The 19,144-nt window shown below is 38.1% G+C and carries 18 protein-coding genes; 10 read left to right on the top strand and 8 right to left on the bottom strand.

The window, feature by feature from the left end; all coding sequences use genetic code 11:
- Positions 1-2: 2 nt before the first annotated feature.
- The 5 genes from J2Z38_RS00530 to J2Z38_RS00510 are packed head-to-tail and all read left to right on the top strand — an operon-like array spanning position 3 to position 4,894.
- Positions 3-935: an ABC transporter permease gene (locus J2Z38_RS00530; RefSeq protein WP_209771126.1), complete on the top strand. Its 933-nt coding sequence runs from the start codon at positions 3-5 to the stop codon at positions 933-935.
- Positions 932-1,777 (top strand): ABC transporter permease, encoded by an 846-nt coding sequence (locus J2Z38_RS00525; RefSeq protein ID WP_209771123.1) that lies wholly within the window; start codon positions 932-934, stop codon positions 1,775-1,777. Before J2Z38_RS00530 ends, J2Z38_RS00525 begins: the two co-directional genes overlap by 4 nt.
- 9 nt (positions 1,778-1,786) lie before the next feature.
- Entirely contained in the window at positions 1,787-3,328 is a 1,542-nt protein-coding gene (locus tag J2Z38_RS00520; RefSeq protein ID WP_209771120.1) for an ABC transporter substrate-binding protein, read from the top strand.
- The gene (locus J2Z38_RS00515; protein WP_209771118.1) at positions 3,325-4,155 is read left to right on the top strand and encodes an ATP-binding cassette domain-containing protein; all 831 of its coding nucleotides are present in this window, start codon (positions 3,325-3,327) and stop codon (positions 4,153-4,155) included. The genes J2Z38_RS00520 and J2Z38_RS00515 overlap by 4 nt, the downstream gene beginning before the upstream one ends.
- A complete protein-coding gene (locus J2Z38_RS00510) occupies positions 4,148-4,894 on the top strand; it encodes an ABC transporter ATP-binding protein (RefSeq protein ID WP_209771116.1) in 747 nt (248 codons plus the stop codon). The genes J2Z38_RS00515 and J2Z38_RS00510 overlap by 8 nt, the downstream gene beginning before the upstream one ends.
- Positions 4,895-4,936: 42 nt before the next feature.
- On the opposite strand, the gene J2Z38_RS00505 is transcribed toward J2Z38_RS00510, so the two are convergent.
- Entirely contained in the window at positions 4,937-6,232 is a 1,296-nt protein-coding gene (locus J2Z38_RS00505) for an MATE family efflux transporter (RefSeq protein WP_209771113.1), read from the bottom strand.
- Positions 6,216-7,121 carry a succinylglutamate desuccinylase/aspartoacylase family protein gene (locus tag J2Z38_RS00500; RefSeq protein WP_209771111.1) on the bottom strand — a complete coding sequence of 302 codons (906 nt, stop codon included), beginning with the start codon at positions 7,119-7,121 and terminating at the stop codon, positions 6,216-6,218. The genes J2Z38_RS00505 and J2Z38_RS00500 overlap by 17 nt, the downstream gene beginning before the upstream one ends.
- Positions 7,122-7,291: 170 nt before the next feature.
- Here J2Z38_RS00500 and hcp point away from each other — a divergent pair, with 170 nt between their 5' ends.
- Both hcp and J2Z38_RS00490 read left to right on the top strand, forming a co-directional pair.
- Positions 7,292-8,908 (top strand): hydroxylamine reductase, encoded by a 1,617-nt coding sequence (gene hcp, locus J2Z38_RS00495; protein ID WP_209771109.1) that lies wholly within the window; start codon positions 7,292-7,294, stop codon positions 8,906-8,908.
- A 78-nt stretch (positions 8,909-8,986) separates the two neighbouring features.
- The gene (locus tag J2Z38_RS00490) at positions 8,987-9,625 is read left to right on the top strand and encodes a Crp/Fnr family transcriptional regulator (protein ID WP_209771106.1); all 639 of its coding nucleotides are present in this window, start codon (positions 8,987-8,989) and stop codon (positions 9,623-9,625) included.
- A 100-nt stretch (positions 9,626-9,725) separates the two neighbouring features.
- Here the strand turns inward: J2Z38_RS00490 and tuf are convergent, their stop codons facing one another.
- The 4 genes from tuf to rpsL form a co-directional block, all read right to left on the bottom strand.
- Positions 9,726-10,922, bottom strand: a complete 1,197-nt coding sequence (gene tuf, locus J2Z38_RS00485) for an elongation factor Tu (RefSeq protein ID WP_209771103.1) — start codon at positions 10,920-10,922, stop codon at positions 9,726-9,728.
- A gap of 19 nt (positions 10,923-10,941) precedes the next feature.
- Entirely contained in the window at positions 10,942-13,014 is a 2,073-nt protein-coding gene (gene fusA / locus J2Z38_RS00480) for an elongation factor G (protein WP_209771100.1), read from the bottom strand.
- A gap of 12 nt (positions 13,015-13,026) precedes the next feature.
- Complete coding sequence (gene rpsG, locus J2Z38_RS00475; RefSeq protein ID WP_209771098.1) at positions 13,027-13,497, bottom strand: 30S ribosomal protein S7; 471 nt, start codon at positions 13,495-13,497, stop codon at positions 13,027-13,029.
- Positions 13,498-13,616: 119 nt separating this feature from the next.
- A complete protein-coding gene (gene rpsL / locus J2Z38_RS00470) occupies positions 13,617-14,024 on the bottom strand; it encodes a 30S ribosomal protein S12 (protein ID WP_004828284.1) in 408 nt (135 codons plus the stop codon).
- Positions 14,025-14,299: 275 nt separating this feature from the next.
- On the opposite strand from rpsL, the gene tpx reads away from it, so the two are divergent.
- Together tpx and J2Z38_RS10480 are read left to right on the top strand one after the other, a co-directional pair.
- Entirely contained in the window at positions 14,300-14,800 is a 501-nt protein-coding gene (gene tpx, locus J2Z38_RS00465) for a thiol peroxidase (RefSeq protein ID WP_209771096.1), read from the top strand.
- A gap of 133 nt (positions 14,801-14,933) precedes the next feature.
- Positions 14,934-15,260, top strand: a complete 327-nt coding sequence (locus tag J2Z38_RS10480; RefSeq protein ID WP_225304691.1) for a PPC domain-containing DNA-binding protein — start codon at positions 14,934-14,936, stop codon at positions 15,258-15,260.
- Between the two features lie 329 nt (positions 15,261-15,589).
- On the opposite strand, the gene J2Z38_RS00455 is transcribed toward J2Z38_RS10480, so the two are convergent.
- Both J2Z38_RS00455 and J2Z38_RS00450 read right to left on the bottom strand, forming a co-directional pair.
- The gene (locus J2Z38_RS00455) at positions 15,590-16,483 is read right to left on the bottom strand and encodes a class B sortase (RefSeq protein WP_209771094.1); all 894 of its coding nucleotides are present in this window, start codon (positions 16,481-16,483) and stop codon (positions 15,590-15,592) included.
- Between the two features lie 124 nt (positions 16,484-16,607).
- The gene (locus J2Z38_RS00450; RefSeq protein WP_225304663.1) at positions 16,608-17,876 is read right to left on the bottom strand and encodes a chloride channel protein; all 1,269 of its coding nucleotides are present in this window, start codon (positions 17,874-17,876) and stop codon (positions 16,608-16,610) included.
- Positions 17,877-17,982: 106 nt separating this feature from the next.
- Here J2Z38_RS00450 and J2Z38_RS00445 point away from each other — a divergent pair, with 106 nt between their 5' ends.
- Complete coding sequence (locus J2Z38_RS00445; protein WP_209771090.1) at positions 17,983-19,104, top strand: aldo/keto reductase; 1,122 nt, start codon at positions 17,983-17,985, stop codon at positions 19,102-19,104.
- Positions 19,105-19,144 lie beyond the last annotated feature (40 nt).

Genomic DNA, 19,144 nt, shown 5'->3' with positions numbered 1-19,144 from the left:
TATTGATAAAATATTTTGTTAAAAAATTTGGCCAGGGTATTTTTGTTCTCTTCGCCATTTCGTTTTTAGCCTTTGGAGCAAGTTTCCTAGCTGAGGGTGATCCGGTGGAGATGTACTACATAGCCAGGCACAAACCAGTGCCCCCTGAGGAGGTTTTGGAAAAGGCCAGAGAGGAAAAAGGCTTAAAAGAACCAGTCCTTGTCCAGTACAAAAACTGGCTAGGAAATTTCCTAAAAGGCAATATGGGAACATCCTACATGGACGATAGGCCTGTGGCAGATAAGATTAAGGGAGCACTGCCCCAAAGTCTCTACCTTGCCGTCCCGGCATTTTTATTGACCTTTATCTTTGCCCTGGCGACCTCAATAACTTGTATATTTTTTAAGGACACGGCCATAGATAAGTTTCTAGACACCCTAAGCTTTATCCTGGCTTCTATCCCTACCTTTGTTTATGGGGTTATTCTTCTAATCATATTTGCAGTTAAGCTTAAGTGGTTTCCGGTTATTTCCAGGGGCAACCCAAATGGTTGGGTCCTTCCTGCCCTCTGCCTTGCCCTTCCTTTGATTGGCAAGTACACCAGGCAAATCCGCTCTGCCATGATGGAAGAATACAAGAGCCAATATGTTCAGTCCTTTGAAGCCAGAGGCTTTAAGAAAAAATATATAATTGTAAATAGTGTTTTTAAAAATTGTGCGGGCCTGGTTTTAAACCTCATGGCCATGTCCTTCGCATATTTTTGTGGAGGGGTAACTATTGTAGAACGTCTCTTTGTTTGGCCGGGTCTGGGATCTTTGATTATGGATTCCATCCTCTTCAGGGACTACCCAACCATCCAAGCCTTTGTTTTCCTAAGTGCCCTTATATACTTCATATTTAATATGCTGGCAGACATCTTGCACAAAGTTATAGATAGGAGGGTTGATTTGGGATGAAACTTGAAAACCTAGTAGTAGAAAAATCTAAAATCAAGGAAAGAAAAAAATCCAAAACCCTCTATATCTTGATTTTCTCAATAATTTTACTTGCCCTTTTGGCCTTGTTAGGAGATAAGCTTGCGCCAAATCTCCCAAACGAGACCATGCCAAAGATTGCCCTAAGCCCTCCGTCAAGGGCCTATCCCTTTGGCACGGATGCCTACGGCAGGTGTGTATTATCAAGGGTCCTAGTTGGTTTTAAGACATCACTCTTGCCAGCTATTATCCTAGTTCTTTTATCAAGCCTCATAGGCACTAGCCTCGGGCTCTTTGCTGGCTACTATGGTGGCTTTTTGGATGTAATTCTTATGAGAGTTACAGACATTTTTATGGCATTTCCCTCCCTCTTGCTTGCAATCTTCATCGCAGGCGCCATGGGAGGTGGAATAAAAAATGCGTCATTGGCCCTCCTTTGTTTGGGCTGGACCAACTACGCACGTATAGTAAGGTCCTTTGTCATGGTTGATAAGGAAAAGCTCTACGTTATTTCATCAAAAATCTCTGGTGAATCCGATATGAGAATCATATTTTTCCATATCCTCCCAAATATGATGGATATTTTGATAGTGACTATTTCCCTACACATAGCGACCATGATGGTGTCCCTTGCTGGCCTATCATTCTTAGGCCTGGGCTCTGCCCTACCCCAAGCAGAATGGGGATCAATGATTTCAGAAAATATTAGATACATTCAAACCGCCCCTTGGACCCTTGTTTTTCCAAGCTTGTTTCTTGTTTTCTGTTCTGCATTTTTCAACTTTATGGGCGACAAATATAAGAAAGAATTTTCTAAAAAATAGGAGGAAGATATGAAATTTTTAAAGAAATTCGGTTTAACATCACTCTTGGCTCTAGCAGTATTTTTATCAGCTTGTTCTTCTAATAAACCTGCTGAAGAAAAAAAGGATGCTAAGGAAGGAACAGAAACAACAGAGCAGGCAGAAAATAAAGACTCTGGCGAAGAAAAAGTCCTTACAATTGGTTCTTCATACGTTTATGCTTCTTGTGACCCACACAAGGACTGGAACGGTTGGGAACTTGTAAAAATAGGTGTTGGTGAAACACTTTTTGACCTTGCAGATGACTACAGCCTAAGGGGCAAACTCGTAGAAGACTACAAAAATATCGACCCAACCACTTGGGAAATCACCCTTAAAGACGGCCTTAAATTCTCAAACGGCAAGGACGTGACAGGCGAAGCTGTAATTAAAAGTCTACAAAGAACAATCGCTGAAAACCCAGAAGCAGCCAGCATGGAAGGGACAGAATTTACAGCAGATGGCAACAAGATTACCATCAAAACAAAGGAAGCAAACGGCAAGGCCCTAAACGCTCTTGTTGACCCACACTTTGTAATCTGTGACGTTGACGATACAAAAGATTTCGATGCTAGTCCAATTTGTACAGGCCCTTACCAAATATCTGAATTTAAACCAGAAAACGAAATCACCCTAGTTAAAAACGAAAATTATTGGAACGGCACTCCAAAACTAGACAAAATCGTAAACAAACTTGTTAGCGAATCAACAACCCTAGGTCTTGCCCTAGAATCAAAAGAAATTGACATCGCCCAAGTAGATACAGAAACAGCAGACAAACTCGAATCTGATGATAATTACCAAGTAGTAAGGACTCCAAGCTCAAGAGTTTACCTAATCTATGTAAAAGACACAGCTGTTTCAAACCCAGAAGTTAGAGAGGGTCTATTTAAGGCAATCAACAGAGAAGAAATCGCCAAAGACCTACTAAAAGACGGTATAGACGTAGTTTACAGTCCATTTGCTCCAAGCCTTCCATTTGCTTTACAAAAAGAAGATGTAGATACATTCAACTTTGAAAAATCAAAAGAATTAGTAGAAAAAACTAAACCAGATTCTGAAAAATCTTACACAATGAAATTCTACGAAAGACTAAATATTCCAAAGATTGCCACCCAACTCCAATCTCAATTTACAAAGGCAGGTTGGAATGTAGAAGCAGTTCAAGATGAAAACTCTAAATACGTAAATTCTGGCGAATATGACCTAGGTATGTACGGTGTTGTAACCTTAAGAGTTGGCGATCCATACGAATACCTAAATTCTGTATTTGGAAGCGAAGGACCTGCAAACTACAACGGCTACAAGAACGAAAAAGTAGATGAATTATTAAAACAAATGAAATCTGAATTTGATGAAGACAAGAGAAATGAACTTTCAAAAGAAATCCTAAAAACAGCCCTAGCTGACAGGATGCACTACTATATCGGCAATGTAAAAGTTGACCTTGCTTGTCAATCTTACGTTAAAAACTTTGAAGTAAGCCCATTTGAATACAGAATCATAAGTGTCGATACTGACATAGAAAAATGACCCTACTGACTGTAAATAAGCTTTGCGCTTCTTATGGGGATAAGGAAGTTGTTCACGACCTCTCTTTTACCCTCCGAGAGGGTGAAATCCTGGGCCTGGTTGGAGAATCAGGTTCGGGAAAATCTACTGTCCTAAAGGCTCTTTGGGGCCATAAGGAAGAGGGTTTTAAGGTAAAAGGCGAGATAACAAAGTCCACTGATTATGGTTTGGTCTTTCAAAATCCCTATTCTTCCTTTAACCCAACCAGCAAGATAAAAACACATTTTTATTTTATGGCGAAGAGCAAAAGTTCTATGACCAAGGAGGAAATCCTAAAAAGGGCCAGGGAAATCTTGCATTTCCTAGCTTTTGACGATGTGGACCATATCCTAAATTCTTATCCATATGAGATGAGCGGGGGCATGCTCCAGAGGATTTCAATTGGCCTTGCTTGTTTTTTGAAACCTGGTTTTATCATTGCTGACGAACCGACATCAGCCCTTGATACCCACACCAAAAAACACACCCTTGAAGAAATAGTAAAGATGAGAAACGAAGGGATTTCAACCCTCCTTGTTAGCCACGATATAGGAGTTATAAACAAGGTTTGCGACAGGGTAATGGTTCTTTTTCACGGCAGACTAATCGAAGCTGCTGATGCTAAGATAATTATGAATGAACCAATCCATCCTTTCACTAGGTCCTTGATCAGTTCTGTCCCAAAGCTTGGCCAAAACTTCGTTTCATCTATATCTTACAAGGATTTTGACTACACTGACCTTGAAAAATACCTAGTAAATCCTAAGACAGACCACTATGTAGCTCCCCTAAGGATTGTTTATGAATGAGATAATAAAATTAGAAAATATCTACCAAAGCTATGGTAAAAATCAGATATTAAAAGATATAAATTTTACGATCGAAAAGAGGCAAATCCTTGGACTTTTGGGAGAATCTGGCTCGGGCAAATCGACCATTGCCAAGGTAATAACAGGGATAAGTCCACCAAACAAAGGCAAAATAAACCTCTTAGGCAAGTCCCTTTACCCAAAGAAATCTATAAGTAGGAAAGAATTATATAAAAATATTCAAATGATTTACCAGGATTCGACCAACTCCTTTGACCCAAAAATGACCATTGGCCCAACCATTGATAGGGGGCAAAAAAACCTCCTAGGCATAAGCATGGAAGAGGCCAAATCAAACACTATGAAGATGTTAAAAAGGGTAGGTCTTGATCCTGATATGGCCTATTATTCAAGGCCAACAGACCTAAGCGGTGGCGAGTGCCAGAGGGCATCCATAGCCAGAGCCCTCACTATAAGGCCAAAATTATTAATCTGTGACGAGGCGACATCGAGCCTTGATACCAGTGTGGCCTCAAACATCGTTAATCTCCTCTTAGACCTTAAGAAAGAGTTTGACATGTCTATCCTATTCATCAGCCACAACTACGCCCTATCGACCCTATTTTGCGACCAAATCCTGGTCATAGAAAAAGGGTCCATTGTAGAAAGGCTGGATACGGAAAATATTGAAGAACAAATCTCCCACCCTTATACAAAATTATTGTTTGAATTAAGATAAGTATTAGATTTAAAAAAAGACTTCCCACCAAGGAAGTCTTTTCTATTTGGAAATATTTATATCTTTGAGTAAGAAAAAATTAGTTGTGAAAGCTTTTAGGCACTGGTCTATGACAATAGCAATTATCGGTCCAAGGTAGCCAAAAATTCTAATTAGGCCCAGGGTTGCAAAGGGACGGATAAGGCTTGTTGTTATAAAATACAAGCCGGCTACAAGCTTGGCTCTGCCTATGGCTCTAAGGCTTGAAGAACCAATCATGGCCTGGCCTTCAGGAAAGGTAACCAAGGCTGTAAAGGGAATTAAAAGCATGGTCAAGCTAAAAACATCTGGGTCCTTGGTGTAAATAGCGACAAGATTTGACCCAAAAAAGTAAAATCCAAGGGCAACTAGGGATGAGAAAATGAAATTTACAAGGCTTGCAAACTTAAATAAAGACTTCAAAGCCTTGGCTTTTTTTCTGGCAAAAAGTTCGCTAGATAGGGTCATAGACGCCTTAGACATGCCTTGGGCAAAAGCCCAATACATATCACCGATATTCATCCCAATTGAATGGGCAGCGAATTGGGCAGTACCCAAAGAAGCTGCAAACTTAGCATACAAAAACATACCCAGTCTTTCAGAAATTTGCTCTAAAAATATACCATTAAATTCCTTCTTAAAACCCTCAAATAGCTTCATTGATGGAAATAAGATTAAGTCTTCAAAAAGCAAATATCCTTTGGCCATCAAGAAAATCATAGTGAGTATAAAATTTATTATACTCGAAATTAAGCCACCAAGACCAAGGCCTACTATCCCCATGGTCTCGCCAATAATTATCCCATGGATTAAAGAGTAGCAAAGGCCGATATTAATCAAGGATGAAAAAATATTTGATAACAGAATAAAGGTCCCATGGCCCTTTGAAATCAAAATCGACTGGATAATGGTTGTAAGGGAGTAAAAAAGGATGAAACCTATATTCCACCTGCCATAGACTATAGCCATCTCTAGGTAATCTGCCCCCGCCCCAGCAAAAATTAGGATGGGTCTTAAAAATATCATCATTAGAGAAAGTATAAGGCCCATGAAGATAAAGCATGGGAGGATGAAGGCTGGAAAAATCTTCTCATCTTCGTCAATTTCCTTTGAAATCATAATCGATAAGCTATAGGAAATACTCCTCGCAAAGGCATAGACAATCATTCTTGGCTGGGAAATAATGGCCACAGCTGCAATGACCTCCTTGCCAAGGGACGATACCAATATTTGGTTGACTGCATTTATTAAAACCAGAAAAAATGATTCAAGGCCAAGGGGAATCCCTAGGCCCAAGTAGGACTTATGATATTTTTCCATAAGCAATCAAATGGTCACCCTCACTTACTCCAAGGCCAATATTTTGGTAGAGGATAACCCCGTCATAGGCTGCCTTATATTTTTCTATAATATTTCCCCTAAGGTCTTTTAAAATCCCCAGCTCGTCGCCTTTTTCAAAAAATTCTCCCGCCTTAAATTGTGGGTACCAGACTCCCCTACTTGGAGATGAAAGGTAAATCGGATCTTTTATCATTTTAGGACTTCCACTTTTGACATCAAGGCTTATCATGCCAAGGGCCTTCATTGTTTGAAAAATATTTAATATGACAAGGTTCGCTTCTCTATAAGTCCAAAGGCCCTGGCCTCCCCTTTCTAAAAGAAGGCTTGGAATTCCAAGACTGTTGGCATAAGAATAAAGGCCATTTTTTGCCTGTGAAGGAACAAGATAAGTGGTTGATAGATTGCTTATTACCTTATCAATCATCTTTTTTTGGTCACCTTCGGCATAGGCTGGGAAAAATACCAAAGGCTCCATCTCTTCGTTTATATCTCCTCCATGGAAATCAAGGATAAAATCAGCCTCTGGATAAAGTTTTTCTTCAACCATTTTTGCCAGCAAATGTGCCTTTGTAGTTCCAGTGGCAGGGAAAATCCTGTTTAAATTCAGGCCATCTTCAGCCACAACCTGCTTGAGACCTCCATAAAAACCAGACTCATTGAGGACAGGAATAATAAGGAGTCTCCCCTTAAGATCAAAACCCTTATTTTTTATTTTCTCAACAAAGGTCATCAAGGCCCTAGGACCAACATACTCAGCCCCATGAACACCAGAAATAATGACCAAACAAGGACCTTCACTCTGCCCCATAACTTCATAGGCCAAAACCGGATCAAAACCTTTAATTTCAATACTAATCTCTCTAATCATCCCATTCTCCTTTTGTAATTAATCATATTATACTACAATTAATAATGATTATCAGTTAAGAAAAACTATTAAAATTTCTCATTCCGTAACATTGGTTACAGAAAAATAGAAAATCTTTCTTTATAATAGAAACATAAGTAAAAGAGTTAAAAAAAGAAAGAGGTATAGATATGTTTTGTTATCAATGTCAAGAAACAGCAGGAAATAAAGGATGCACCAAGATTGGTGTATGCGGCAAAAACGAAGATGTGGCAAATCTCCAAGACCTTTTAATCTACACAACAAAGGGTCTTGCAGGATTAGTTGTAAAAAAAGGCAAGGCTTGTGCCAAGGTCTATGATAGGATTTCAAATAATCTTTTCATCACAATTACAAATGCAAATTTCGATGAAAGTGCAATCCTAGATGCCATCAAGAAAACCATGGCATTTAAGGAAAAAATCATGGGCAAAATCGGTACAGAAGGTCTTTCTGATGTAGAAAAATATCTTTCATACGACGATGAGGAATTAAAGAGAAAGGCTATCGAAGTTGGAGTTTTAAATATAATAAATGAAGACCAAAGATCCCTTGTAGAGCTAGTTACCTACGGCCTAAAGGGCATGGCAGCCTACAACCACCACGCCAACGTCCTAGGCTTTAGGAACGAAGAAGTCGACTTCTTTATAGCAAAAGCCCTTGCTAAAACCACCCACAAGGATAAGGAAGTAGGCGACTTAATCGACCTTGTAATAAAAACTGGAGAACATGGAGTTATGGCCATGGCCCTATTAGAAATGGCCAACACTGAAACCTACGGCAACCCAGAAATCACAGAAGTAGACTTTTCCGCAGGCAAAAATCCAGGAATCTTAATTTCTGGCCACGACCTTCACGATATGAAGATGCTCCTTGAACAAACAAAGGGAACAGGAATTGACGTCTACACCCACTCTGAGATGCTACCTGCAAATTATTATCCTGAATTTAAGAAATACGACAATTTCCACGGCAACTACGGTAATGCTTGGTGGAAGCAAAATGAAGAATTCGAGAAATTTAATGGTCCTATCCTAATGACAACCAACTGTATTGTTCCCCCAAAGAAAAATAATACCTACTTAGATAGGATGTTTACAACATCTAACGCAGGTTTCCCAGGAGCAAATCATATAGAAGCTGATGAAAATGGATACAAGGACTTTTCAGCAATAATTGAAATGGCAAAATCCTGCCAAGCCCCAGAAAACCTTGAAGACATCAAAGTAGTAGGTGGCTTTGCCCATAATCAAGTACTTGCTCTTGCTGACAAGGTAATTGAAGAAGTAAATTCTGGAAATATTAGAAAGTTTGTAGTAATGGCAGGCTGTGACGGAAGAAGCTCTAAGAGAAACTATTACACAGACTTTGCCCAAAGTCTTCCAAAGGATACAGTTATCCTTACAGCAGGTTGTGCAAAATACCGTTACAACAAGCTAGGTTTAGGTGATATTAACGGCATTCCGAGAGTCCTTGATGCCGGTCAATGCAACGATTCTTACTCCCTAGTACAAATCGCCCTTGCCCTTAAGGATGCCTTTGGCCTTGATGATGTAAATGATCTTCCAATTGAGTACAACATCGCTTGGTATGAACAAAAGGCAGTAATAGTCTTACTTGCTCTACTTTCCCTAGGAGTTAAAAATATCCACCTAGGACCAACTCTTCCTGCATTTTTAAGCCCTACAGTTGTGGATTTTTTAGTAGAAAACTTTAACATCGCAGGAAATACCACAGTTGAAGAAGATCTAGAAAAAATGATAGGCTAAAATTAAAATCGTCGACACAAGCGTGTCGGCTTTTTTTATTTTAATATAAAGTATAATAGACTTAGAAAGGAAATGCAAATGGATATTAGAGATTTAATAATTTTCAAAAATTTAAATGACGAAGACCTTGACCTAATCAGGTCTAAAACAGATTTTATAGAAAAAACCTACTCCAAGGGCGAGTGTATTTTTAGGACAGGAGATAAGAGTGGCGACCTTTTCTATCTCATAGAAGGTAGTATCAATGTCTACCAAATTGATTCTAAGGGCAAGAGATTTATCTTCCAAAACTTCACTAAACCAACCCTTTTCGGCGAAGTCTACTCCTACCTCGAAGAACCTTTCGACTTCGACTCTGAGTGTGCAGAAGATTGTAAAATCCTCATCATAAAAGATTTTAGGAAAATATTCGAACCCCCATGTCCAGAAAGTTTCTTAAGGTCTTATATAAATTTCTTATCAAAAAAATGCCTAGCCCTATCAAAGAAAAACCAAATCACCTCTCAAGCAAGTCTAAGGCAAAAAATAGGTAAATACCTACTAGAAAATGAAAAAGACGGCAAGGTGGCTCTCTCCATGAAAAGAGAAGACCTGGCCGATTACCTCTCCACAACAAGACCAAGCCTTTCAAGAGAATTATCAAAAATGGCTGATGAAGGCCTTATTGAATTGGGGACTTCTTATATAAAAATACTTAATAAAAATATTGGACATTAATCCATTTTATAATTTAATAGTTTTTTACAAAAAAAGACAAGCTCAAATGGCTTGTCTTTTTGATTATTGTTTTAAATTTGTAAAGTTAATCTAAATTAGACTATTTTACGATTTTAGAAACAACTCCTGATGCTACTGTTCTACCACCTTCACGTACAGCGAATCTTAGTCCTTCTTCTAGGGCGATTGGCTTTTGAAGTGTGATTTTGAATGTTGCGTTGTCTCCTGGCATTACCATTTCTACTCCGTCTTCTAGTTGGATGTCACCTGTAACATCTGTTGTTCTGAAGAAGAATTGTGGTCTGTAGCCCGAGAAGAATGGGGTGTGTCTTCCACCTTCTTCTTTGGTTAGTACGTATACTTGTCCTTCGAATTCTGTGTGTGGGTGTACTGATCCTGGTTTTGCTAGTACTTGTCCTCTTGAGATTTCGTTTCTTTGAACGCCTCTTAGTAGTACTCCTACGTTGTCGCCTGATTCAGCTTGGTCTAGTTGTTTGTGGAACATTTCTACACCTGTTACTACGGCTTGAGATGTTTTTTCTGTTAGACCTACGATTTCTACTGTGTCACCTACTTTTAGGGTTCCTTTTTCTACTCTTCCTGTTGCTACTGTTCCACGTCCTGAGATTGTCATTACGTCTTCTACTGGCATTAGGAATGGTTGGTCGTTGTCTCTTTCTGGGATTTCGAAGTATTCATCTACTGCATCCATTAGTTGTAGAATTTTGTCTGACCATGGGCCTTCTCCGCCTTCTTGTAGTGATTTTAGGCCAGATCCTACTACTACTGGGCAGTTGTCGCCGTCGAAGTCGTATTCGTTTAGTAGGTCTCTTACTTCCATTTCTACTAGTTCGATTAGTTCTGGGTCATCTACTTGGTCTTCTTTGTTTAAGAATACTGCGATTTTTGGTATACCTACCTGTCTAGCTAGTAGGATGTGTTCTCTTGTTTGTGGCATTGGACCGTCTGCTGCAGATACTACGATGATTGCACCGTCCATTTGTGCTGCACCTGTGATCATGTTTTTAACGTAGTCAGCGTGGCCTGGAGCGTCGATGTGTGCGTAGTGTCTTTTTTGTGTTTCGTATTCTACTACAGATGTGTTGATTGTGATACCACGTTCTCTTTCTTCTGGAGCTTTATCGATTTTATCGTAGTCAATAAATTCACCTGTGCCGTATTTTTTATTTAGGGCTTGAGTGATTGCTGCTGTTGTTGTTGTTTTACCGTGGTCTACGTGGCCGATTGTACCAATATTAATATGTGGTTTGCTTCTTTCAAATGTTTGTTTGCTCATTTTTTCTCTCCTATATTAATTATTTGTTAATTACTTCATCTCTTATAGATGTTGGAACTTCTGCGTAATGGTCAAAGCCCATTGAGTATGTTGCTCTACCTTGGGTCTTGCTTCTTAGGTCTGTTGCGTAACCGAACATTTCTGATAGTGGAATGAAAGCTGTTAGTACGTGAATTCCGTCTTTTGGATTCATACCGTCTATCTTTCCTCTTCTTGATGATACGTCACCCATTACATCTCCAAGATACTCGTCTGGAGTAGTAATTTCAACTTTTTCAATTGGTTCTAGTAGAACTGGGCCTGCTTTTTGTACAGCGTTCTTAAATCCGATTGAACCTGCTACGTGGAAGGCTACTTCTGATGAGTCGACTTCGTGGTAAGATCCATCGAATAAGGTTACGTGAACGTCTACCATTGGATAGCCGCCAAGTACGCCTGCTGCAGCAGCTTCCTTAACACCTTCTTCAACTGGTCTGATGTATTCTTTTGGTACTGCACCACCGACGATTTTGGATTCGAATGTGATTCCTGATCCTTCTTCGCCTGGTTCAACCCTAAGCATAACATCACCGTATTGTCCAGAACCACCTGATTGTCTTACAAACTTACCTTGAGCTTCAGCTTCTTTGGTAATTGATTCTCTGTAAGCTACTTGTGGGTTACCGATGTTTGCTTCTACTTTGAATTCTCTTAAAAGTCTATCTACGATGATTTCAAGGTGAAGCTCGCCCATTCCTGAGATAATTGTTTGACCTGTTTCTTCGTCTGATTTTGTTTGGAAGGTTGGATCTTCTTCTGCAAGTTTTTGAAGACCGATGATCATCTTATCTTGGGATGCTCTTGTTTTTGGTTCGATTGCTACAGAGATTACTGGATCTGGGAATTCCATTTGTTCAAGGATAATTTGATTATCTTGGTCACATAGTGAGTCCCCTGTTGTTGTATCTTTTAATCCTAATAAAGCAACGATATCTCCAGAATAGCCTTTCTCAATTTCCTCTTGCTTATTAGAGTGCATTTGCATGATACGTCCAACTCTTTCTCTCTTGCCTTTTGTAGCATTGTAGATATAAGAACCAGATTCGATTGTACCTGAGTAGATTCTAACGTAGATTAGCTTACCTACATATGGATCTGTTACAACTTTGAATGCTAGAGCTGATGTTGGCTCATCATCTCCTGGGTGTCTTTCAAGAACTTTTTCAGGATCTTTAGGATCAACACCTTCAATTGCTGGTATATCTACTGGACTTGGCATGTAATCTATAATTGCATCTAGTAGTGGTTGAACTCCCTTGTTTTTGTAGGCAGAACCTAGTAGACATGGGAATATTTTTTGTTCTATAGTTGCTTTTCTGATTGCTGTTTTGATTTCATCTTCAGTTACTGCTTCACCTTCTAGGTATTTCATCATGATTGTATCATCAACTTCTGATAATTCTTCAAGAAGGTTGTTTCTGTATTCTTCAGCTAAATCTTTAAGGTCAGCTGGGATTTCAGAATATTTTGGATGAGCTCCAAGGTCTTCAGATGAATATGTTACTGCTTGCATGGTTACAAGGTCTACAGCACCTTCAAAGCTTTGTTCAGCTCCTATTGGAATTTCAAGTGGAACTGCGTTTGCTTTTAGTTTATCTTTAATTGTATCAACTGCCATGAAGAAGTCTGCACCTGTAGCATCCATTTTGTTAATAAAACAAATTCTTGGGATGTTGTACTTATCAGCTTGTCTCCAAACAGTTTCTGATTGTGGTTCTACACCACTTTTAGCATCGAATAGGGCTACTGCTGAGTCTAGTACCCTTAGAGATCTTTCTACCTCTACAGTAAAGTCAACGTGGCCTGGTGTATCGATAATATTAATTCTATGGTTTTTCCAAAATGCTGTTGTTGCAGCAGATCCTATTGTGATACCACGTTCTTTTTCTTGTTCCATGGAGTCCATTACGGCTGTACCGTCGTGGGTATCTCCGATTTTATAAATTTTACCAGTGTAGTATAGGATTCTTTCTGTACAGGTAGTTTTACCTGCGTCTATGTGGGCCATAATTCCTATATTTCTGGTATCTTTAAGTGCAACCTGTCTAGGCATTTATCCCCCTAACTAATATCTAAAGTGCGCGAAAGCCTTATTAGCTTCTGCTGCCCTATGCATCTCTTCTTTTCTTTTTACTGCGGCACCCGCATTGTTTGATGCATCGATAATTTCTTTAGAAAGTCTTTCAACCATAGTTTTTTCGCCTCTTTGGCGAGCAAAGTTTACTAACCATCTTAGGGCTAGTGTTTGTCTTCTTTCTGGTCTAACTTCCATTGGTACTTGGTAGTTTGCACCACCGATTCTTCTTGCCTTAACTTCTAGAGTTGGCATTATGTTTTCCATTGCTTGGTGGAAAACTTCAATAGCGTCTTCGCCTTTAGTCTCTTGTACTATATCAAAAGCTTCATAAACTATTTTTGTAGCAATGCCTTTTTTGCCGTCTAGCATAACGTTGTTGATAAGCTTTGTTACCACTCTATCGTTATACTTAGCATCAGGCATTACCTCTCTTTTTGGTATATGTCCTTTTCTTGACACTTTTCTTCCCTCCTTTACCAATTATGTGTAATATCTTGAGTACTCGATCTTAATCGTTAAGTGTGCACATATACCTTTATATAAATAGGCACATTATGCACTTATTTTTCAACTAATTACTAGCCTCTTTTTGCTCCGTATTTAGATCTACCTTGTTTTCTTCCATCAACACCTGCTGTATCAAGTGTACCTCTGATGATATGGTATCTAACACCTGGAAGGTCCTTTACCCTACCACCTCTAATTAGTACAACACTGTGTTCTTGTAGGTTGTGTCCAATTCCTGGAATGTATGAAAGCACTTCAGCACCATTTGTAAGTCTAACTCTGGCAATCTTTCTTAGAGCTGAGTTTGGCTTTTTAGGTGTAACTGTTCTAACAGATGTACAAACTCCACGTTTTTGTGGTGATTGGTTAGGTGTTATTCTACTCTTAAGAGTGTTGTAGTTATAACCTAAAGCTGGTGTATCTGATTTAGATTTTTCGCTTTTTCTACCTTTTCTAACAAGTTGATTAATTGTTGGCATAATGCACCTCCTATTCTTTAAAATTTAATAAATTGGCAATCTTCTGCCAATCCTTAACTATTCTACACGCTTAGTGCCTTCTTGTCAAGTATATTACTTATTTCTAATCATATTTGAAAGCTATTTACTTATTTAGAATTTTTTACTAAATTCCAACTATCTGTATATAGAGAACTTTGTCCTATATTTTTATAAAAAATTTTCAAAAAATAATTTATATCAAGATATATTGGGTATAATATTAGTGTTAAAAAATTTTTAAAGGAGATAAATTTATGGATATTACATTTGCAGGAAACAAGGTAAACTTATTAGGAAATGAAATTAAAGTTGGTGACAAGGCCCCAAATTTCACAGCTAGTAAAAATGACCTATCAGATTTCAATCTTGATGATCTAAAGGGAAAAGTAGTTGTAATCTCAGTTGCCCCATCACTCGATACTAGCGTTTGTGCCTTCCAAGCAAAAAGATTTAACAAGGAAGCAAGTGAACTTTCAGGAGATGTTTCTATAGTAAACATCACTCTTGACCTACCATTTGCCCAAAAAAGATTTTGCGATGCTTATGAAATAGGCAATACAATCACAGTTTCAGACTACAAAAATAGGGAATTTGGTGAAAAATATGGCTTTTTAATCGATGAATTAAAACTTCTAACAAGAGGTATTGTTGTAATCGACAAAGAAGGAACAGTTCAATACGTAGAATACGTTCCAGAAGTTACTAACGAAGTAAACTTCGATGCTGCCCTAGAAGCTGTTAAGAAATTAGTTTAAAATTTAATTTAGCTTTAAGGCAAAATAGGAGAGTTTTATGGATTATAGAGGATTTGACAAGAAAATTATTGCAAGATTTGAAAGAGGCGAAGAAGTCCACGAGGCTTTAAAGCAAATCGCCCTCAAATAAGACATAAAACTCGCAACCATTTCTGCCATCGGAGCTACCGATGACTTTACTATTGGTGTTTATAAGGTTGATGATAAGTCCTATACAGAAAAAAATTTCAAAGGCATTTTTGAAATTCTCGGTATAAATGGAACTATAACTACCAAGGATGGAAAATACTATCCCCACCTCCACATATCCGCATCTGACGATGAAGGCCACGGCTTAGGCGGCCACCTAATAAGGGCAAATATCAGCGTTACTTGTGAAATGGTCATAGATATAATTGATGGCAGGGTTGAAAGAAAAATTGACGATGAAATAGGAATCAACCTATTTAAATTTGATTGAAAAATGTTCCTACAAACAAAAGGCCCTAGGAGGTGTAAACACCTGTCTAGGTCCTTTTTAATTTTCCAATAAATCTTACATTTATGAAAAATCTAAAAGCCAAGATCATAAGATCTTTACCTAATATATCCATAATAGATTGTTGAAATAAAGACCCAACCACCACCTGCAGGACAAACCTACTGATAAGCTTGGATGCATATCCTTAGTTAAATAATTTTCTATTTGTTATCATTTTTTTATAATCCAAAACAAAATATGATAAAAACAATAAAATCCAATGAAAATAAGCAAGAAAAAAATCTTCCCAGAATCTAGGAAGATTTTAATTAATATATAAAGGTATTTGTAGTAGATCTCTTATCTTGTAGGGTCATTTGTTTTTTGAGATTAAAGTCCTTTGGCCTTACAAACTTGCCTGTTGTTTCTACTGCCACTATTGCAAACCTATCCTTGATATCAGAACAAGTTGACAGGGTGATTAGCTTGTCTTCTTTTTTTGGCAAAGGCTTATTTTCAAGGATGTTATTTTCCTTTATCAAATTCAGATAATCTTTAAATTCCTCATCATCATATTCATAGAACCTATAATCTGCATCATCCTTTATATCCATGGCACAAACCACATCAAAAGTCCTTCTCGCCAAAGGCGTATCGATAATTATTTCAGAATGGTTTTTGACGAAGTTTTTGTCCCTAAACTTATCCAGGTCATGGAAAATATATCCAATCCTCACATTGTGGCCGTAAATAACTGTATTTTGATTAGAAAAATCGCCCTTGTGAACATAGTCAATAAAGACTCCACCGTTGATATAATAGGAATTATCATAGTCGTGGTCAAGGTAAAATTCGTTGTCATCTCCCTGAACTACAGGGAAATCTATGTCTGTACCCTTAATAATAATCCTTCCCTTAACTTGGGGGTATTTTTTTGCTAATTCTTTTACATGGTTTGCGGCGGCTTGGGATTCTTCTTGTGTTTTTTCTTTTATTTTTCTATCAAGATAAGCTTGAGCTCTTTTTTCATCAGCCTTTCTTGTTAAATTTTTTATTTCTTCTTCCCTATCCTTGCTAATCCTAGATTTCAAAAACTCTTCCAGTCGTATTCTTTCCATATAAGAATCTATCCAAGCTTGGTTTACTTGGCTGGTCTTTTTTAAGATAGAGAAAAAACCTATTATGGCAAAAATCCATAATATGTAAGTATATTTCTTCTTCATATATGCTCCTGGCTTATATTCTACACTTTTCATCTCATTTCTCTAGAAAATAACAGTTTTTTTATGAAGTTTTTAAAAAATTAAAAATATTAATAAAATGACCACAAAAAAAACTTCCTAGAATTTAGGAAGCTTTCTCTGTTATTAGAAGCCTTTCGTATAGGTCTTCGTAAAATGGTTTAGAATGGCAAATCTCAGCTGTTAGGTAGGCCACAAAGGAAACTAGGGCTAGGACCAAGATATTTGAAAATGCCCCGCCAGTCATTTCCAAAATCAGGATAATGGCTGTAATTGGCGTCCTAACTATGGCTGAAAAATGGCCTGCCATAGCGATTAGGGATATGGCGTAGATCATTTCTTCGGGGATTAGACCAAGGTCAGCAAGGACTGAACCGTAAATATTTCCTAAGATTGCCCCGATTGCCAAAAGCGGAACGAGAGACCCACCTGAAAGTCCAATCCCAAAGGCTAGTGCAAGGAGTAAAATTTTTGCCCCGTACATATAAATAAGGGTGGCAAGTTCTTCATTTCCCTCGCTTGGTAGGTAGATTAATTCTTCGCCAGAAGCGTATAGCCTTGGGTCGATAAGTAAAACAAGCCCTGTAATTACAAAGGGAGCTAGATATTTTACTAATTCTGGTAAGGAAATTTTTTTGTAAATGGATTTTGAACCTATGACTACTTTGTTAAATAAAACTCCAGATAGGCCTGCTAGGATTCCCAAAATAACAATTAAGACCAAGGATTTTTGGTCTATATTAGCGAAGTCTGGTATATTTTCTAGGCTAGGATGGTCCCCAAAAACCAAGCCAGATGTGACTGTGGCTGAGATAATTGTGAGAGCTGAAGATAGGAAAGTAGAAAAATTATGTGTCCTAAAAATCTCCTCAACAGCGAATATCAAAGATGCCACAGGGGCATTGAAGGCTACTGCAAAACCTGCCGATGCAGCCGATCCTATAAATAAATTCCTATCAGTATTAGGAAAAAACTTCCCTACTATATCTCCAGCTAGACCACCAAGTTGGACTGATGGGCCCTCCCTACCGACTGTAAGGCCAGACCCGATTGTAAGGACTGATGCGATAAATTTACCGACAATGGTCTTCTCGCTTGATACATCGATAGTATCCTCCATCATGCCAGTCATAACAGGGATGCCGGAGCCTTTGGTGTTTTTATCATTTTTTAAAATAAAAAAAGTTACAAGGCCAATTCCTAATATAAGGGCCAAAAATATGACCTTATCAGTCTTTGTGTCTGTAAGCAAAAAACCTTCCATAAAGTGCGAAACAAAACCAATAAACTTTTTAAAGGTCCCTATCAAAAGACCTGTAATTATACCCAAAATAACAAAGGCAGGTAGGGCTTTAAACGATATTTTTTCTTTCATATATTCTCCTTTAATTTTACTATACCGAATTTTCCTAAACTTCATTAAATTTTTCCCAAATCTTATGATACAATGATATATGAAGAGAAAGAAAGGAAAGATATTTATGAAATATTTTAATTTTAAAGGAGAAAAAATCTCGAGACTCGGCTTTGGTTGCATGAGATTTAAAACCATAGGCGGCGACAATTCCAAGATTGACAAGGTCGAATCGGCAAAAATCCTCAAAGAAGCGATCGGAAAGGGACTTACATACATCGATACAGCCTTCCCTTACCATGACCAAATGAGCGAAAAATTTGTCGGAGAATTTTTAGAAGAAAATAATTTGAGGGATAAAATTTACCTTGCAAGTAAACTTCCATGTTGGCTAATCAAAGAAAAGGAAGATTTTTATAGGATTTTTAAGGAACAGTTAGAAAAACTAAGGACATCTTATCTGGACTTTTACCTCCTCCATTCCCTAGATATTAAAAGATTTAGACAAATGGTAGAATTGGGCGTCTTTGACTTTGTTGATGAACTAAAGGAAAAGGGCCTTGTAAAAAATATAGGATTTTCCTTCCACGATGAATACGAGGCTTTCGAAGAAATTATCAAGGCCTATGACTGGGATTTTTGCCAAATCCAACTAAATTATTTGGATATAAATCTCCAAGCAGGATTAAAAGGCTATGAATTAGCAAAGAAAATGGGGATTCCTGTTGTTATCATGGAACCTGTTAAGGGCGGCAGACTTGCAAATCCACCTTACGAAGTAAGGGAGCTTATGGCTGAATTTACAGACCTATCCCCTGCTCAACTTGCCCTTAAATTCCCTCTAAGCCTTGATAATGTAATGACAGTTTTATCCGGCATGAATACTAGCAACCAAGTTTCAGAAAATATGGCGATAGCAAGTGCAGATCCAAGATTATCTGAGAAAGAAATCGAATTTTATGACAAGGCGCGTGAAATTTATAAAAAAAGAGAACAAATCGCCTGCACAGCCTGCGAATACTGCCTACCATGCACAGTAGAAATCAACATTCCAAGAGTATTTGCAATGTGGAACAATGCCTATCTTTACGATGAGGCAGAAAAATCCAAAAAAGCCTACGAAGAATATTTAAAAGACGGAGTAGACCCAGAGGCTTGTATAGAATGCGGCAAGTGCGAAAACATCTGCCCACAAAGCCTAGAAATAATCGAAGGATTAAGAAAGGCTAATGAGTTTTTGAGCAAATAAGTAAAGTAAAAGACCCTACTGGGTCTTTTGTTTTGACTTA

Origin of the sequence: Anaerococcus degeneri, from assembly GCF_017874475.1 — a bacterium.
GTDB lineage: Bacteria > Bacillota > Clostridia > Tissierellales > Peptoniphilaceae > Anaerococcus > Anaerococcus degeneri.
This window is presented reverse-complemented; position numbering and strand designations above follow the sequence as displayed.

Coding starts and splice junctions, on each gene's coding strand:
- J2Z38_RS00525 (WP_209771123.1), top strand. CDS start 932: ATGAAACTTGAAAACCTAGTAGTAGAAAAATCTAAAATCAAGGAAAGA.
- J2Z38_RS00520 (WP_209771120.1), top strand. CDS start 1,787: ATGAAATTTTTAAAGAAATTCGGTTTAACATCACTCTTGGCTCTAGCA.
- J2Z38_RS00515 (WP_209771118.1), top strand. CDS start 3,325: ATGACCCTACTGACTGTAAATAAGCTTTGCGCTTCTTATGGGGATAAG.
- J2Z38_RS00510 (WP_209771116.1), top strand. CDS start 4,148: ATGAATGAGATAATAAAATTAGAAAATATCTACCAAAGCTATGGTAAA.
- J2Z38_RS00505 (WP_209771113.1), bottom strand. CDS start 6,232: ATGGAAAAATATCATAAGTCCTACTTGGGCCTAGGGATTCCCCTTGGC.
- J2Z38_RS00500 (WP_209771111.1), bottom strand. CDS start 7,121: ATGATTAGAGAGATTAGTATTGAAATTAAAGGTTTTGATCCGGTTTTG.
- hcp (WP_209771109.1), top strand. CDS start 7,292: ATGTTTTGTTATCAATGTCAAGAAACAGCAGGAAATAAAGGATGCACC.
- J2Z38_RS00490 (WP_209771106.1), top strand. CDS start 8,987: ATGGATATTAGAGATTTAATAATTTTCAAAAATTTAAATGACGAAGAC.
- tuf (WP_209771103.1), bottom strand. CDS start 10,922: ATGAGCAAACAAACATTTGAAAGAAGCAAACCACATATTAATATTGGT.
- fusA (WP_209771100.1), bottom strand. CDS start 13,014: ATGCCTAGACAGGTTGCACTTAAAGATACCAGAAATATAGGAATTATG.
- rpsL (WP_004828284.1), bottom strand. CDS start 14,024: ATGCCAACAATTAATCAACTTGTTAGAAAAGGTAGAAAAAGCGAAAAA.
- tpx (WP_209771096.1), top strand. CDS start 14,300: ATGGATATTACATTTGCAGGAAACAAGGTAAACTTATTAGGAAATGAA.
- J2Z38_RS00455 (WP_209771094.1), bottom strand. CDS start 16,483: ATGAAGAAGAAATATACTTACATATTATGGATTTTTGCCATAATAGGT.
- J2Z38_RS00450 (WP_225304663.1), bottom strand. CDS start 17,876: ATGAAAGAAAAAATATCGTTTAAAGCCCTACCTGCCTTTGTTATTTTG.
- J2Z38_RS00445 (WP_209771090.1), top strand. CDS start 17,983: ATGAAATATTTTAATTTTAAAGGAGAAAAAATCTCGAGACTCGGCTTT.